The organism is Microbacterium sp. CGR1, from assembly GCF_001266755.1.
GTDB lineage: Bacteria > Actinomycetota > Actinomycetes > Actinomycetales > Microbacteriaceae > Microbacterium.
This window is the reverse complement of record NZ_CP012299.1, coordinates 3,457,702-3,473,167: the sequence shown is the minus strand read 5'-3', so window position 1 is coordinate 3,473,167 and position 15,466 is coordinate 3,457,702. Positions and strand designations below refer to the sequence as shown.

Below are 15,466 nucleotides of genomic sequence, written 5' to 3'. Positions count from 1 at the left end.
CCTGCCTCAGTCGGCGGCACCTGCGCTGTCGGGCGACGGATCGGCGCGGCGCGACGAGCCCCCGATCAGTCGATCTCTGGCGGCCTGGGCTCCGATCCGGCTCGCGGATCCGACCTCCACGAGCGCGAGGGGCAGAGGCCGCCGTGCCGCGAGTCCGACGTTGACCACGACCGCGTCGGGATCACGCAGAGCGGCGCGCTCGACGAGCGCACGCTGCCCGTCGTCGGTGTCTGGACGATCCAAGAGGACGACCGTCAGTCCGTCTGCCGCGACAGCCGCGTCGAGAGCCCCATCCTGCTCGTCGATCGTCGTCCGTGCGACGTCGACGCGCACGCGATGACCGTCTGCCGCCAGAGTCTCAGCCACGTACGCCGACGCGCTGTCGACCGCGAGCGTCGAACGTCGGCGAGCATCGACGACGGCGAGCGCCTCGGCATCGCGCGTCACTCCTGTGATCGCGCGTCGGACGATGTCCGATCCGTCGTAGTCGACGGGAGTCGCAGTCTCGGCACGGATGCTCAGGGTCTGAGCCAGGCGGGAGACCCTCCCGGCCGCTTCGGCGAGTCGCTCGCGAGAGACTGAGCCGTCGTCCACCGCCGCGAGGATCCCGTCGCGCGCGGCGAGGAAGTCTCGACGGTCCTGGTCGGGGAGCGTGGCCTCACCGCGGTTCGTCGGGTTGCCGATGCACAGCAGATCCGCTCCGGCCGCGAGGGCACGCGCGGCGCCTTCGCCGATGCCGACGGTCTCGCGGATGGCCGCCATGTCGAGGGCATCCGTGATGATCACGCCGTCGAAGCCCCAGCCACGGAGCAGCCCGAGCACTCGGGGGTTCAGCGTCGCCGGCTCGGCGCCCCAGGCGGGAACGACGATGTGCGCGGTCATGACGGCGTCGACACCTGCAGCCACCGCCGCGCGGAACGGCTCGAGGTGCACCCGCTCGAACTCCTCGATCCCCAGCGAGATCTCGGGCAGTGCGTGGTGCGAGTCGGTGTGCGTGTCACCGTGCCCCGGGAAGTGCTTGACGCACGCCGCGACCGCCGTGCTCTGCAGTCCCTCCACCGCCGCCTGCACGTGTCGGGCGACGAGCTTCTGGTCGCTGCCGAAGGAACGAACGCCGATCACAGGATTCCGCGGATCGGTGTTCACATCCGCGACGGGACCGAGCACGACGTTGCCGCCGATCGCGGCCACTCGTCGAGCCAGCTCGGCACCCGATGCCCGCGTCGCCTCGACGTCGTCGACGATGCCCAGCTGAGCCGCCCCCGGAAGCGTGGAGCCGGCTGCGGACTCGAGGCGTGTGACGTTGCCGCCCTCCTCGTCGATCCCGATCAGCGCGTCCGGATTGGCCCGGAGGATCTCGTCGCTCAGAGCCGGAAGTCCCTCGCCGACGTTCTGACTGAAGTACACGACACCCGCGAGGCCGTCGCGCAGCTCGTCGAGAAGCCATTCGGGGGCCTCCGTGCCGAGGAACCCCGGCCAGAGCACCCCGTTGGCGAGGCGGACGAGGTCGTCGGTCATCCCTTCACCGCTCCCGCGACCATGCCGGCCGAGAGACGACGCTGCACGATCACGAAGAACACCATCACCGGGATCGTGATGATCGTCGACGCGGCCATGATGCTGCCCCAGTCGTTGGAGTGCAGGCCGAAGAACGACTTCAGTCCGATCGAGACCGTGTACTGGTCGGTCGCGCTGCCGAGGATCGTCATGGCGAAGATGAATTCGTTCCAGGCCGTGATGAAGCTGAAGATGCTGGTCGCGACGAGACCGGGCATCACCAGCGGCAGCAGGATCGAGCGGAACATCCGCCACCAGCTGGCGCCGTCGATGTACGCGGCCTCCTCGAGCTCGACGGGCACGGCGGCGACGAATCCGCGCAGCATCCAGATCCCGAACGCCAGCGAGAGCGCGACGTACACGACCATCAGGCCGAGGATGCTGTTGAGCAGCCCGAGGCTCTTGACCTGCAGGAAGAGCGGGATGACGAGGGCCTCGAGCGGAACCATCTGCACGACGAGGATCATCATCAGGATGGTCGTGCGGAACTTGAAGCGGAACCGGGCGACCGCGACAGCCGCGAGCAGACACACGAGGGCGCTGACCAGGACGGTGACGAGAGCCACGATCGCGGAGTTGCGGAGGTAGGTGCCGAAACCGCCGTCGGTGAGGACGAAGGCGAAGTTGTCGAACGTGAACTCCTGAGGCAGCAGCGACTGCCCTCCGCTGGACGCCTTGGCGTCGAGCGCACTGGAGACCATCCAGTAGACGGGGAACAGCGTGAAGATCAGGACGGCGGCGATCGCGATGCCGGTGCCGACGCGCGACATGACAGACGGGCGGGGGTTCACAGCTCGTCCTCCTTCATGAGGGAGCGGATGTACACGATCGTGATGCCGATCAGCACGAGGGTGAGCAGCACGGCGAGCGCGGCACCGAAGCCGTAGCGGTTCTGGCCGAAGGATTCGACGTACGACCAGACGCCGAGGTTCAGCACCGACCGGTTGCCGCCGCCTCCACCGGGCATCAGGTAGACCTGCGCGAAGACCTTGAAATCCCAGATCGTCGACAGGATGATCACGACCGAGAAGACGGGCTTGAGAGTGGGGAAGATGATCTTCCAGAACCGCATCCACGCGTTCGCGCCGTCGAGCGCGGCCGCCTCGAGCATCTCCTTCGAGACGCCGAGCAGGCCCGCGAGCACCGTGATGGCGACGAACGGGAAGCCGTGGTGCACGACGTTCAGCAGCACGATCGCGTAGAACGACCACTGATTGGTGAACCAGTTCACCGGGTCGTCCATCAGGCCGAGATCCTGCAGGACGGTGTTGAAGATGCCGCGGTCGGCATCGAAGATGAACGTCCAGACGTAGGTTCCGGTGACGGCGGGCATCGCCCACGCCACCATGATGCAGCTCGAGACGATGGTGCGCCACACCGTGCCCAGCTTCGCGAGCAGCAGCGCCACGAGCGTGCCGACCGCGACCGTGACGAACACGGCGACGGCGGCGAAGCCGACGGTGTTCGGCAGGACGACGGTCCACAGTGTCGGGTTGGTGAGCGCCTCGACGTAGTTGTCGACGCCGATCCAGTTGTTCTCGCCGGTGTTGATCTCGCGAAGACCGTAGTCCTGCAGCGAGAAGATGACGACCTGGATGAGCGGCCAGAGCATGAGCACCGCGAGGATGACCAGCCCGGGGGCGAGAAGAAGCCAGGGGCGGGCCGTGATCAGCGAGAAACCCCGCTTGGGCGGCCGGCCGCCGGCCACGGAGGCGGAGGTGGACTCCGCCTTCGTGACCGGCAGTGGCGCTTGCACCATCGACATGAAGGGATACAGCCTTACTGGTTGAGCAGATCGGTCATCTCAGCGGCGGCATCCTTCGTCGCCGTGGCGACGTCCTTCTGCCCGCTGAGGATCGCCTGGATCATCGAGTTGGTGGTCTTCTTCGCCTGAACGGCACCGAAGTTCGGCGTGACCGGCACGGATGCGCCGCCCTCGACCATCTGCTGCGCGAACGGAGCGACGAGCGGGTCGGTCGAGGCCAGGGCCTCCTCCATCGCGGACTGCACGCCCGGGAAGTATCCGGTCTCGTCAGCCCACTTCTCGGCGAACTCGCCCGTGGTCATCAGCTTGACGAACTCCCATGCGAGGTCGGCGTTCTCGGTCGTGTTGAAGACCGACAGGTGCGAGCCGCCGAGCACGGACGGAGCGATGCCGCCGTCCTCGCCGGGGATCACGGCGGCGCCGATCTTGCCCTCGAGCTCGGGGTTGGCCTCGATCAGAGCCTTCGGGGTCCAGGAGCCCGAGAGCATCATGGCGACGTTGCCCTGCGTGAACGAGTCACGGAGGTCCGTCTCCTTCCAGGTCGTGGCTCCGGCGGAGGAGAAGCCGTGCTCGGTCGCGAGTCCGGTGTAGAACTCGATGCCGGCCTGCGACTCCTTGCTGTCGAGCTCGCTCGTCCAGGTCTTGCCGTCGAGGGTCGCGACCTCGCCGCCGGCGCCCCAGACCCAGGGATACACCTGGAACTCCGCGTCACCCGCGACGGGGAACGGCAGCATGTCGGGCTTGGCGGCCTTGATGGCCTCGCCAGCGGTGACGATGTCGTCCCACGTCTTCGGGGCCTCGAGACCGAGCTCCTCGAACACGTCGGTGCGGTAGACGATGGAGCGGACTCCGGCGTACCAGGGCATGCCGTACAGCTCGTCTTCGTAGGTGCCGGCGACCGCGAGGCCCTCGACGAGGTCGTCACGCAGGCCGTCTTCGGCATCGACGTACTCGTCGAGCGGCTCGAGGGCACCCGCGTCCGCGAACTCCGCGGTCCAGGTGGTTCCGGTCTCGGCGATGTCGGGCGTGGTGCCGCCGGCGATCGACGTGACGAAGCGATCGTGAGCGTCCGCCCACTGGATCTCCTCGATCTTGACCGTGGCGCCGGTCTCGTCTTCGAAGGCGCTCGAGACCTCGTCGTAGAACGCGCTCGCGTCCGGGTTCGTGCCCTTCATGATCCAGACGGTGAGCTCCTGGCCCTCTCCGTCGACGGCTCCGCCGGTGTCGGCTCCGCCGCCGGCACAGGCCGCCAGGCCCAGGGTGGCCACGGCGCCCAGCGCCACGACCGGAAGAATGCGCTTGTGCATCAGGGATCTCCTCTTTGAACGTCCTGGCGGCATCGGGTGCCTACCACGTAGGAAAAAGTATTCATCACTAACTAATTCCCTGCAAGTTATTCTCGGAAACGTCATGCGGCCGTAACATCGAGCCTCCGCGGCAGACTCGCGGCGAGTCAGCAGCTCTCAATCCTCCCATCGCGTGAGCCGACCACACGATGTCGAGGCGGAGTGAGCGCGTAGTCTCGGAGGATGGGCAGGACGCGAGCGAAGGACACCGAGCACCCGCAGGTCCGTCTCGACCACGGAGGCATCGCCCGCATCGTGCCGTCGGAGTTCACCAGCGGATTCGAGCTCATCGTCGACGACACCCCGCAGTCGCACGTCGACCTGGATGACCCCACGCACCTGCACTTCGAGTACATCGTGCGGATGGGCGCCGTGATCGACCAGCTCGCCGCCGGTCCCCTGACGGCGGTGCACCTCGGCGCGGGCGCACTGACGATCCCCCGCTACATCGAGGCGACCCGCCCCGGTTCCCGGCAGCAGGTGATCGAGCTCGAGGCACCGCTGGCCACCCTCGTGCGCGAGCACCTCCCCCTGCCGCGAGGCGCGGCCATCCGGCTCCGCATCGGAGATGCCCGCGAGGGCGTCCGCCGCCTCCCCCCGGCGATCGTCGGCACCTGCGATCTGGTGGTGTCCGACGTCTACTCCGGAGCCCAGACGCCGGCCCACCTCACCAGCATCGAGTTCTACCGCGAACTCGCCGAACTGCTCGCGCCCGCCGGCGTGCTGCTCGTGAACGTCGCCGACGGGCCGGGCCTCGCCTTCGCGCGGCGACAGGTCGCGACGATCGCGGAGGTTCTGCCCGAGATCGGCGTCCTCGCCGACACCCAGGTGCTGAAGGGGCGCAGGTTCGGCAACCTCGTGATCGCCGCATCGGCGGCTCCCCTGCCGACCGAATGGCTGCCCAGGATGCTCGCCGCGGGGCCGCATCCGGCGAAGATCGCGCAGGGTGCCGAGGTGACCGCCTTCGTGCAGGGTGCACGCGTGGTGACCGATGCGGATGCCGTCGCCTCCCCTCGTCCGGACGCCTCGCTGTTCCTCCGCTGAGGCCTCGATCGAGATCGGATGCGGGGCCGTGGGGCGTGCCGCCCCGACGACTGCGCCGACGCGAGGCACACTTGACGGGGGACGCTGCGGAAGGAGAGCAATGAGTTTCATCCAGGGATACGACCCGGAGGGCCTTCGCGAGCTGGTCGACCTCGGTGAATGCGCCGCACGGCTGGAGGAGATCGAGAGCCAGCGGAGCCTTCCGGCACTGCTGGAGCGGGTCTGGCTGCTGAAGGTCCTCGACCGTCTGGACGAAGCGCTCCCCCTCGCCGATGAGGCCGTGCGCCAGTCGCGCATGGCGGGCACACGCAAGGACGTCCTGCGCTCGAGGGTGCTGCACGCCACGATCCTGCAGCACCGCGGCGCCCACGCCGCCGCCGAGCAGGAGCTCGCGACGTGCGCCGCCGAAGCCGAGGGACAGCGCTGGCTGTCGATCGCCGCGTTCGCGCACCACCATCACGGCAGGAACGCCTACGAGGCCGGCGACTACGAGACCGCTCGCGAGAGCTTCAAGCAGTCCCTCTTCCTGCGCCGCGAGGCCGGGGCCGAGGACCGAGAGCTCGAGACGGTGCTGCTCGCCATCGAAGCCGCCGAGCGGCGCCGCACGACGCAGCTCGTCGCGGGCTGACGGCAGCACACGCCCGCCGGTGCCCCGCTGAGGGGCGATGTCGGCGGTATGGCTTAGCCTGATCGCATGGCGGAACTTGACCGGGTGCGCGTCTGGGGCGAGGCACTGATCACGCTGCACCTCGACGACAGCTGGTCATTCGGCTTCGACCACGCGAAGCGTCGGGCGGGGCAGTGCGACTACACGAAGAAGCGCATCACCGTGTCGCGGTATCTGGCTGCGCGGTTCGAGGACGACGAGATCCATCAGGTGCTGCTGCACGAGGTGGCGCATGCCCTCGCGGGTCATGAAGCGGCCCACGGCCCGACCTGGAAGCGCGTGGCCCGAGACCTGGGCTACGTCGGCGGAACCACCCACCATGGCGAGACGGCGGTCGAACTCGCGCCGTGGGTCGGCCAGTGCCCCGCTGGTCACGTGACCTACCGCCATCGGCGTCCGTCACGCGCCACATCGTGCGCGCGGTGCTCCCGCTCGTACGACGCGCGCTATCTGTTCGACTGGACTCGGCGCGAGATCACGGCCGACACAAGGCTCGCGGCGCAGATGTCGCGCTGATCCGCGCACGACGTCGACCCGCCCCGAGCGCCGCGAACCGCCAGAGTGCGGTCAGCGCGCGTGAGGACCTGATTCCGGATCGGCCTCGGGCGAGGGTTCCTCCTGCGCTCGCTCCGAGGCTGCCGCGTCGGCGGGTGCGTCCCGGTCGACGGGAGTGTCGTCATCCTCCGGCTCCTCAGGCCGCCCGCGCGCCGCACCGACGTCGCTCGCACGCCCCGCACGCCGACGCAGGAGCGCTGCCACGGCTCGCCACCCGACGAGGAAGACGCCGAGCACGAGGGTCGTGACGATGATGAACGCGATCTGCGCGGTGTCCCCCGCCACGACCCGCAGCAGCAGCCCGCCGACCACGGTGACGAGCCAGACGACGGCACCCCAGGCCAGCGACCACGGTCGACGCGGTCTCGCCGGCAGAAGCGCGGCCACGATGTGACCCAGCAGAAGGGCGACGATGAACGGCCAGGCGGTGAGCAGGAACCCGCCGGGATCTTCTCCGTGCGAGGCACGGCCGATCACGGCGAAGACGAGCACCAGGACGGCATCGACGATGAAAGCGGGGACGAACCTCATGCCATGACCCTACGTCGCGGAACACGAAACCCGTGCCGGATGCACGGCCTGTTGCCGAGCGCGTGCAGGGACGAGATCCACAGGCGCCTCACCCACGAGCGGGGATGGCCTGCGCGCCAGGGACGACCGCAGACCGCTCAGTCGAAGGCGACGAAGAGCCCGTCACGCAGCACGGGGACGACATCCAGGGCGTCGAGCTCGGCGGCGTCCGACACCGTCGTCGGCGCGGCACCGGACGCCCGCATCCGCTCGGTCGCGGCGACCCCGTCCGCGAGCTCACGCGCCGAACCGCTCGCGCTGACCATGTGGCGCAGCGCCCTCTTCAGCGCGCGGAATCCCTCGGCGGCCACGGCCGCATCGGGCGCCGTGTGGTCTATGCCGAGTTCGGTGAGCGCGGCGATGATCGCGCCGGCTCCCAGGTGGTCTTCGACCGCGAAGCGCACGGCGCCCGCGGCGTCGGCTTCGCCCGCGGCGATCACGCTCACGGAAGTGCGTGACTGGTTGCGCTCCTGCAGCGTCGCGATCGCTCGTGCCACTGCCGCCGCGTTGCGGAGACTTCCGATCAGCACGACCGCGTCGCCGGCGCGGGCGGCGACCGCGGCGCCGTTGCGGGACCATTCACGCGCGTCGTCGAGCGAGACCGCGGAGCCCGACGCGACAGCGTCTGCCACCGTCGACGAGAAGCGGAGCACGTCGACCACCACGACGACATCGGCGGTCGCGAGGCGATCGAGCCCGTCGACGCCCCACTCGAGACGCACCTGATACGTGGACTGGTCGAACGGAGACGGCATCCGTCCAGCCTAGAACGACCGCCCGGGTGCCGATGCCCCGATGACGGATTCGGTCATCGGGGCATCCCCAGGCGTCGTCGTCAGTCGGCGGCCAGTGCGTCGACGGGCGCCACGCGGGTGGCGAGGCGGGTCGGCGTCGCGGCAGCCACCAGGGTCAGCACAGCGGTCGCCGCGACGATGATGACCACGGGCAGCCAGGGCACGTGCGGTGCGACGAGCCCGGCGGCCTCGAAGTCGGGCAGGGTCGGCACGGAGCCGAGCAGCGACTGCGCCGCGATCCATCCGTAGGCGATGCCCAGGATCAACCCGGTCAGCGTCGCGGCCACCGTGATGTGCGCCGCCTCGAGTAGCACCATGCGGCGCACCTGCCCATTGGACAGGCCGATGGACCGGAGGAGTCCGAGCTCGCGACGACGCTGCACGACGCCGATCGTCAGAAGATTGACGAGACCGACCGCGGCGATCACCGCCGACACCGCCACGAGCACCATCATCACCGATGCGAAGGCGTCGAACGGGGTGAAGAACTCTGCAGGCGTCTCGCCCTCGACCTGACCGATCAGCATCTGCTTGACCGATTCGAGCGCGACCGCGAACATCGTGACCAGTGTGACCCCCATCACGACGCCGATCGCCATGCGCGACGAGCGCTCGGGATAGCGGAGGGCGTTCTCGGCCGCGAGTCGTGCCGTGGCACTCGATCCGAACATCCGCCCGACCAGACGCAGCACGGGAGGCATGAACAGCACCGATCCGAGCGCGAGTCCGGTGAAGGAGAGCAGTCCGCCGACGAAGGCGACGACCACCCCGAGCGGGTGCACGAGGCCGACGACGACCCCTGCCGCCAGCAGCACGGTGCCGGAAGCCAGCAGGATCCATGCGCCAATGTGCCGCCCGGGGCGGGACAGCTCTTCGCGAGTGCGCTCGACCGACCCGCCGATCGCCTGCAGCGGCGTGACCGCGAGGACGCGTCTGGAGCCCACCCATGCCGCCGCCCAGGTCGTGAGCGCGACGCCGACGACCGGCAAGGCGATGAAGGGCTGGGCGAGAGAGAACCCCTGCGGCACGTTCTCGATCAGTCCGGAACCGATCTGCACGCCGACCGCGGCGATCACGAGGCCGGCGAGAAGCCCGAGTGCCGCGCCGATGACCCCCACCGCGAAGCCCTGCCGGCCGACCACGGCCCGCTGGGACCTCGCGGTCGCGCCGATGAGGCGCATCAGGGCGATCTGACGCGTGCGCCCGGCGATGATCGTCGAGAACGTGTTCGCGGTGACGATCGCGGCGACGTACATCGCGACGCCCGTGAGCAGAACCGAGAGCAGTCCCACGATGAACGCGAGCGTCTCGCTGTCGCCGATGAAGGGGTCGGCCTGCAGCACGGCTCCGAGGTAGGCCGTGGTCTCGACCAGCACCACTCCGAAAGCGGCCGAGAGCGCTGCGACCAGGATGCTGGCGCCCATGCCCCGGTCGCGCAGCCAGGCGAGGCGCGGACCGGTCGCGGACGTCTGCGGTACGACGGCGAGAGTCGGAGACTCGATGACGGCGCTCATGCCGCGACCTCGGCGGCGAGCATGTAGGCCGAGATCTCCTCGGCGGTCTGGCGCGGGTGGTCGGCGACGATCCGGCCGTCTCCGAGGAACAGCACCCGGTCGGCGTGGCTCGCCGCGATCGCGTCGTGGGTGACCATGGCGATGGACTGTCCGTGCTCGCGGCTCGCGGTGGCCAGCAGCTGCAGCACCTCGCGCCCCGTGCGGGAATCGAGATTGCCCGTGGGCTCGTCGGCGAACACGAGATCGGGCGCCGTGGCGAGCGCACGGGCGATGGCGACGCGCTGCTGCTGGCCCCCCGAGAGCTGATGCGGTCGGTGCTGCAGACGGGATCCGAGCCCGAGCGTCTGGATCAGTCCATCGATGCGCGCCTTCTCGATCGCGCTGGGTCGCCGCCCGTCGAGCTCGAACGGCAGCATGATGTTGCCGAGGGCGGTGAGCGTCGGCACGAGGTTGAACGCCTGGAAGATGAAGCCGACCCGGCGGCGGCGCAGGATCGTGAGATCGAGGTCTCCGAGCTCCGTGATCTCGGTGTCGCCGATCCAGCTCCTCCCCTGCGTCGGGGTGTCGAGGCCGGCCATGATGTGCATGAGCGTGGACTTGCCCGAACCGGACGGTCCCATGATGGCGGTGAACTGTCCGCGGCGGATGCCGACGCTGACGTCGTCCAGCGCGTGGACGGTGCCCTCGCCGGCGCCGTAGGTCTTCTTGAGGTGCTGGACGCGGGCTGCGAGCCCGAGGTCGGTGGTCGTGATCTCCATGCCTTCGACGCTACGGACGCCGGCTGCTCCGCCGCGTCGGCCTGACGGCGCATCCGCCTACATCGTAAGGATGATTCCGCGGACAGGAATCGGGTCAGGCGAGTCCGTGCTCGAACGCGAATACCACCAGCTGCACCCGGTCGCGGAGGGTGAGCTTCGTCAGGATGCGGCTGATGTGGGTCTTGACGGTCGCCTCGCTGAGATATTCGCGAGCGGCGATCTCGGAGTTCGAGAGCCCCCGGGCGGCGAGCGCGAAGATCTCGCGCTCACGCTCGGTCAGCGCGGAGAACTGCACCGGCACCGGCTTCGGCTCCTCGGCGAAGTGCTCGAACAGCTCGCGGGTCGCCGACGCGGCGATGACGCTCGAGCCCGCGTGGACGGTGCGGATCGCGGCGAGGAGGAACTCGGGGTCGGCGTCCTTCAGGAGGAATCCGCTCGCCCCCTGACGGATCGCGCGAGCGGCGGCCTCGTCGAGGTCGAAGGTCGTCAGCATGACGATGCGCGGCGGGTCGGGCTGAGCGAGGATCTCGGCGGTCGCAGCGAGCCCGTCCATGACCGGCATCCTGATGTCCATCAGCACCACGTCCGGTCGAGTCGCGTGCACGAGAGCGACGGCTTCGCGGCCATCGCCCGCTTCTCCGACGACGTCGAGGTCGGGCTGCGAGGCGAGCAGCATGCGGACTCCGGCGCGGAACAGCGCCTGATCATCGACGAGGACGACCCTGATCATGCGACTTCTCCGATCGGGAGCGAGGCGCGGACGACGAACTGCGCTCCCTGGCGCTCCGCCTGAAGGCTACCGCCGACGAGCTGCGCCCGTTCACGCATGCCGATCACCCCGTGACCGCCGCCGATCTGCGGCTGCTCCCGTCCCACGGTGTTGCGCACCTGGATGTCGACACGGTCGGGAAGCCACGCGAGGTGCACGTCGACCGCGCCGTCGCCGTGACGGATGGCGTTCGTGAGCGCCTCCTGGAGGATCCGGTACACCGCGAGCTGGATGGCTCCCGGCGGCTCCCCCGGCGGCATCGGATCGACGGTGATCCGGGGCTCGACTCCTGCCTGACGCACCTGCGCGAACAGCGACTCGAGGTCTGCGAGCGTCGGCTGGGGACCGTCCCCCTGTCGGTGGCGCAGCTGCGTGAGCAGCAGACGCACGTCGCTCAGGGCGCTGCGAGCGGTCTGGGCGATGGTCCCGAGGGCCTCGGTGGCCATCTCGGGCTTCGCGGCGGCCGCATACCTGGCGCCGTCGGCCTGCGCGATCACCACGGCCAGCGAGTGCGCGACGATGTCGTGCATGTCGCGGGCGATCCGCACACGCTCCTGCTCCTCCGCCGCGAGCGACTCCGCCTTCAGCTGCGCCGAACGGGTGCTCCGCGCGCGCAGCACCACCCGCCACAGCAGACCGCAGACCCACGCGAATCCGAGCGCGAGCACCGAGACGACCAGGAGCAGCGTGCCGGTCGTCAGCTGATCCCACCCGCTGGCGCCGGAGGTGACGCCCGTGACGACGACCAGGTAGACCGCCGAGACCAGAGCACCGAGCAGCGCCGAGCCGAAGCCCCACCACAGCACCGCGCGGGACCCCCAGGCGGCGGTCGCGTAGAGCACCAGGAGGATCGCCACATCGATCGGCAGCGGACCGAATCCGGACAGCATCTGCACGATCGCGCCCGCCCAGGCCGCGGCGAGCGCGAGTCCGGGGGCGAGCCTGCCGATCGCGACTCCGCCGAACATCAGGATGCCCGCGGTGACGATCGCCGCGACCGCCGCACCGCTGATCCCCTCGCCGACCGCCCCCGGGCCGTAGAAGACGACGGAGAACGGCGTGAGGATGACGAAGAGCAGCGCCGCCCCGACGATGTCGAGCACGAGCGCCGTACGGGAGAGCGGGCGGATCACTCCCCCACGCTACGCGGCACGGCATCCGCCTCGCATCCGCTTGCAGATGTATCCGCGGTCCGGTCAGGCGCGGGCGATGATCTCGCCGTGCGGCACGAGGTACCAGCCGTCGCCGTCGTCGGCCCAGCGCTTCCACGCGTCGCTGATCTCCTGCAGGTCGCGCCGCGTCGCCATCTCGCCGTCGACCAGCTGCCGGGCGAGCGCGGACTCGAGGATGCGATCGGCCCACATGCCGCCCCACCATGCGCGATCCTCGGGGGTCGCGTACGTCCACGTGGAGGACGTCGCCGTGATGTCGTCGAATCCGGCGGCCCGCGCCCAGGCGAGCAGTCGACGCCCCGCATCGGGCTCGCCGCCGTTCGCTCGGGCCGCGCGACGATAGAGGTCGAGCCATCGATCGAGCTCGGGCAGGATCGGGAACCAGAGGAAGCCCGCGTAGTCGGCGTCGCGCACCCCCACGACACCACCCGGCGCCGTCACCCGACGCATCTCCCGGAGCGCCTGCACGGGGTCGCCGACGTGCTGCAGCACCTGGTGCGCATGCACCACGTCGAAGCTGTCGTCGGCGAAGGTCAGTGCATGCACGTCCTGGACCGCGAAGTCGAGGTTGTGCAGTCCCCTGCGCGATGCGAGATCGCGCGACAGCGAGAGTGCGTTCTCATCGATCTCGGTCGCCGTGACATGGGCGACGGTGCCGGCGAAGTCGATCGTGATGCTGCCTGGCCCCGCTCCGACATCGAGAAGCCGGGTGGTCTCTGTCAGGTGCGGGCGGAGGTACTCCGCCGAGTTGGAGATGTCGCGACTGCTGTGCGAGCGGAGGACGGTCTCGTGATGCCCGTGCGTGTAGGTGGCCATGACTCAGTCTGGCAGTGCTCTTCTCGCCGCTGAAATCCGCCGTCAGTGCAGTTCGGCGACGGCCCGCCTGATCGACTCGCGGTCCGGCTTCCCTGAGGCCAGCACGGCCAGTTCGTCGACCATGATCAGCCGAGCCGGTCTCGCGTGCCTGCCGAGCTCGGCGGCGACGAGATCCCTCGCGTGCGCGAGCTGCTCGGCCTCGCTGCGCCGCAGCGCCTCGCCTCTCGGGGCGACGATGACCGAGGCCTCGCCCCATCGCTCGTCCGGCACGCCGACCACGACGGCATCGGTGAGACCCGGAACGCCGCGCACCAACCGCTCGACCCGATCGAGCGAGATGTTGATGCCGCCGGAGACGATCACGTTGTCGGCACGACCGTGCACCCGCACGACGCCGTCGTCATAGAGCCCGAGATCGCCGGTGTGATACCAGCGGATGCCGTGCTCGTCGCGCGAGAAGTTCTTCGCCGTGAGCTCCCCGTCGCCGAGATAGCCGTCAGCGAGCATCGGACCGGCGATGCGCAGCTCTCCGTCGACCGTGCGCACGGCGACGGTGTCGAGGGGGACGCCGTCGTAGACGCATCCCCCGCTCGTCTCGGTGGAGCCATAGGTGCGGACGAGTCGGATGCCGAGATCGGCGGCGCGGTCGCGCAGCGGTTCCGGCAGCGCTTGGCCACCCACGAGGATCGCCCGGTACGCCTGAAGGGCCGCACGCACAGGTCGGTCGTCTGCCGCATCGAGAAGCGTCGACAGCTGCGCGGGGACGAGCGAGGTGTACAGCTCGGGGATGCCGGCGGAACCGCCCGGCAGCGGGCGGAGCATCGACAGTGTCGCGTCGGCGAACGAATCGGGTGAGAACCGACCGCTCAGCGCGACAGGGTGCGTGCCTGCCATCAGAGACCGCACGATGACCTGGAGTCCGGCCACGTATCCGGCGGGCAGGGCGAGCAGCCAGCGCCCGCCGCCCACTCTCGACGCCGTCGCCTCGGCACTCGCCCGCAGCGCCTCGCCGCTCAACGCGACCCGCTTGGGGACCCCGCTGGAGCCCGAGGTGGCGATCACGACGGCCGTGCCGTCCGGCACCCATTTCGGGGCATCTCCGAGCATCCCGAATCCGAGCGCCGGCCCGCCGTCGATCGCGCGCGCCAGAGCGGCCCGGAGTTCGGCCGAATCCTCGGCATCCGTCGGCGTCAGCGCGACCATGTGCGTCTCGATCCGCTCAGTAGTGCCAGGGGAACGAGGTCCAGTCGGCGTCCCGCTTCTCGAGGAACGAGTCGCGACCCTCGACCGCTTCATCGGTGCCGTAGGCGAGACGCGTGGCCTCGCCCGCGAACACCTGCTGCCCCACGAGCCCGTCGTCCACCGCGTTGAAGGCGAACTTCAGCATGCGGATCGCCGTGGGCGACTTGGTGAGCACGGTGCGCGCCATCTTCAGCGCCTCGCGCTCGAGGTCGGCATGGGGCACGACCCGGTTGACCGCCCCGGCCTCGTACGCCCGCTGCGCCGAGTACTCCTCGGCGAGGAAGAACACCTCGCGCGCGAACTTCTGCCCGGTCTGCCTCGCCATGTACGCCGATCCGTACCCCGCGTCGAAGCTGCCGACATCGGCGTCGGTCTGCTTGAACCGCGCCTCCTCGGCGGAGGCGATCGTGAGGTCGCACACCACGTGCAGCGAGTGCCCTCCGCCGGCCGCCCAGCCCGGCACGACGGCGATGACGACCTTCGGCATGAAACGGATGAGGCGCTGGACCTCGAGGATGTGCAGGCGACCGGCGCGAGCCGGATCGTGCACGGTCGTCTCGTCATCGGAGTACTTGTATCCGTCGCGGCCGCGGATGCGCTGGTCGCCGCCCGAGCAGAACGCCCACCCGCCGTCCTTCGGACTCGGTCCGTTGCCGGTGAGGAGGACCGCGCCGATGCGGGGGTTCTGCCGTGCGTCGTCGAGTGCCCGGTAGAGCTCGTCGACCGTGTGCGGGCGGAAGGCGTTGCGCACCTCGGGGCGGTTGAACGCGATGCGTGCTACTCCGCCGTCCGTGCTCACGTGGGCGGTGATGTCGGTGTAGTCCTCGGCACCGGGCGCGAGCACCCATTCGTCCGGGTCGAACAGGTCTGAGACGAATGCGCTGGTCACAGCATCCA

Annotated in this window: 16 protein-coding genes; 3 read left to right on the top strand and 13 right to left on the bottom strand. The window is 69.6% G+C overall.

From position 1 onward, the window contains the following. Nucleotides 1-6: 6 nt before the first annotated feature. Genes AKG07_RS16585 through AKG07_RS16570 form a run of 4 tightly spaced genes read right to left on the bottom strand, consistent with a single transcriptional unit; the run spans nucleotide 7 to nucleotide 4,629 of the window. Complete coding sequence (locus AKG07_RS16585) at nucleotides 7-1,518, bottom strand: glycoside hydrolase family 3 N-terminal domain-containing protein (RefSeq protein ID WP_053098894.1); 1,512 nt, start codon at nucleotides 1,516-1,518, stop codon at nucleotides 7-9. Beyond that, nucleotides 1,515-2,348 (bottom strand): carbohydrate ABC transporter permease, encoded by an 834-nt coding sequence (locus AKG07_RS16580; protein ID WP_053098893.1) that lies wholly within the window; start codon nucleotides 2,346-2,348, stop codon nucleotides 1,515-1,517. Before AKG07_RS16580 ends, AKG07_RS16585 begins: the two co-directional genes overlap by 4 nt. Next, nucleotides 2,345-3,322 carry a carbohydrate ABC transporter permease gene (locus AKG07_RS16575; protein WP_053098892.1) on the bottom strand — a complete coding sequence of 326 codons (978 nt, stop codon included), beginning with the start codon at nucleotides 3,320-3,322 and terminating at the stop codon, nucleotides 2,345-2,347. Before AKG07_RS16575 ends, AKG07_RS16580 begins: the two co-directional genes overlap by 4 nt. A 14-nt stretch (nucleotides 3,323-3,336) precedes the next feature. Then, nucleotides 3,337-4,629: a sugar ABC transporter substrate-binding protein gene (locus AKG07_RS16570; RefSeq protein WP_053098891.1), complete on the bottom strand. Its 1,293-nt coding sequence runs from the start codon at nucleotides 4,627-4,629 to the stop codon at nucleotides 3,337-3,339. 222 nt (nucleotides 4,630-4,851) lie between these two features. On the opposite strand from AKG07_RS16570, the gene AKG07_RS16565 reads away from it, so the two are divergent. The 3 genes from AKG07_RS16565 to AKG07_RS16555 all read left to right on the top strand — a co-directional run bounded on the left by AKG07_RS16565 (nucleotide 4,852) and on the right by AKG07_RS16555 (nucleotide 6,895). Beyond that, nucleotides 4,852-5,712, top strand: coding sequence for a spermidine synthase (locus tag AKG07_RS16565; protein WP_053098890.1), 861 nt, complete (start codon nucleotides 4,852-4,854; stop codon nucleotides 5,710-5,712). A 100-nt stretch (nucleotides 5,713-5,812) separates the two neighbouring features. Beyond that, nucleotides 5,813-6,340 (top strand): hypothetical protein, encoded by a 528-nt coding sequence (locus AKG07_RS16560; protein WP_053098889.1) that lies wholly within the window; start codon nucleotides 5,813-5,815, stop codon nucleotides 6,338-6,340. Between the two features lie 66 nt (nucleotides 6,341-6,406). Next, nucleotides 6,407-6,895 (top strand): SprT-like domain-containing protein, encoded by a 489-nt coding sequence (locus AKG07_RS16555; protein WP_053098888.1) that lies wholly within the window; start codon nucleotides 6,407-6,409, stop codon nucleotides 6,893-6,895. A gap of 51 nt (nucleotides 6,896-6,946) precedes the next feature. On the opposite strand, the gene AKG07_RS16550 is transcribed toward AKG07_RS16555, so the two are convergent. The 9 genes from AKG07_RS16550 to AKG07_RS16510 all read right to left on the bottom strand — a co-directional run bounded on the left by AKG07_RS16550 (nucleotide 6,947) and on the right by AKG07_RS16510 (nucleotide 15,458). Then, nucleotides 6,947-7,465: a DUF3054 domain-containing protein gene (locus AKG07_RS16550; RefSeq protein ID WP_082298000.1), complete on the bottom strand. Its 519-nt coding sequence runs from the start codon at nucleotides 7,463-7,465 to the stop codon at nucleotides 6,947-6,949. A 137-nt stretch (nucleotides 7,466-7,602) separates the two neighbouring features. Continuing rightward, nucleotides 7,603-8,259, bottom strand: coding sequence for a 2-phosphosulfolactate phosphatase (locus AKG07_RS16545; protein ID WP_053098887.1), 657 nt, complete (start codon nucleotides 8,257-8,259; stop codon nucleotides 7,603-7,605). Between the two features lie 80 nt (nucleotides 8,260-8,339). After that, complete coding sequence (locus AKG07_RS16540) at nucleotides 8,340-9,812, bottom strand: ABC transporter permease (protein ID WP_053098886.1); 1,473 nt, start codon at nucleotides 9,810-9,812, stop codon at nucleotides 8,340-8,342. Then, complete coding sequence (locus AKG07_RS16535) at nucleotides 9,809-10,570, bottom strand: ABC transporter ATP-binding protein (RefSeq protein ID WP_053098885.1); 762 nt, start codon at nucleotides 10,568-10,570, stop codon at nucleotides 9,809-9,811. Before AKG07_RS16535 ends, AKG07_RS16540 begins: the two co-directional genes overlap by 4 nt. A gap of 94 nt (nucleotides 10,571-10,664) precedes the next feature. After that, nucleotides 10,665-11,300: a response regulator gene (locus AKG07_RS16530; protein ID WP_053098884.1), complete on the bottom strand. Its 636-nt coding sequence runs from the start codon at nucleotides 11,298-11,300 to the stop codon at nucleotides 10,665-10,667. Next, the gene (locus tag AKG07_RS16525; protein WP_053098883.1) at nucleotides 11,297-12,472 is read right to left on the bottom strand and encodes an ATP-binding protein; all 1,176 of its coding nucleotides are present in this window, start codon (nucleotides 12,470-12,472) and stop codon (nucleotides 11,297-11,299) included. The genes AKG07_RS16530 and AKG07_RS16525 overlap by 4 nt, the downstream gene beginning before the upstream one ends. Before the next feature lie 63 nt (nucleotides 12,473-12,535). Further along, nucleotides 12,536-13,327: a class I SAM-dependent methyltransferase gene (locus AKG07_RS16520; protein WP_053098882.1), complete on the bottom strand. Its 792-nt coding sequence runs from the start codon at nucleotides 13,325-13,327 to the stop codon at nucleotides 12,536-12,538. Nucleotides 13,328-13,369: 42 nt separating this feature from the next. Then, complete coding sequence (locus AKG07_RS16515; protein WP_053098881.1) at nucleotides 13,370-14,530, bottom strand: AMP-binding protein; 1,161 nt, start codon at nucleotides 14,528-14,530, stop codon at nucleotides 13,370-13,372. 16 nt (nucleotides 14,531-14,546) lie between these two features. Next, on the bottom strand, nucleotides 14,547-15,458 hold the full coding sequence (locus tag AKG07_RS16510; protein WP_053098880.1) for a 1,4-dihydroxy-2-naphthoyl-CoA synthase: 912 nt from the start codon (nucleotides 15,456-15,458) through the stop codon (nucleotides 14,547-14,549). Between the last annotated feature and the right edge of the window lie 8 nt (nucleotides 15,459-15,466).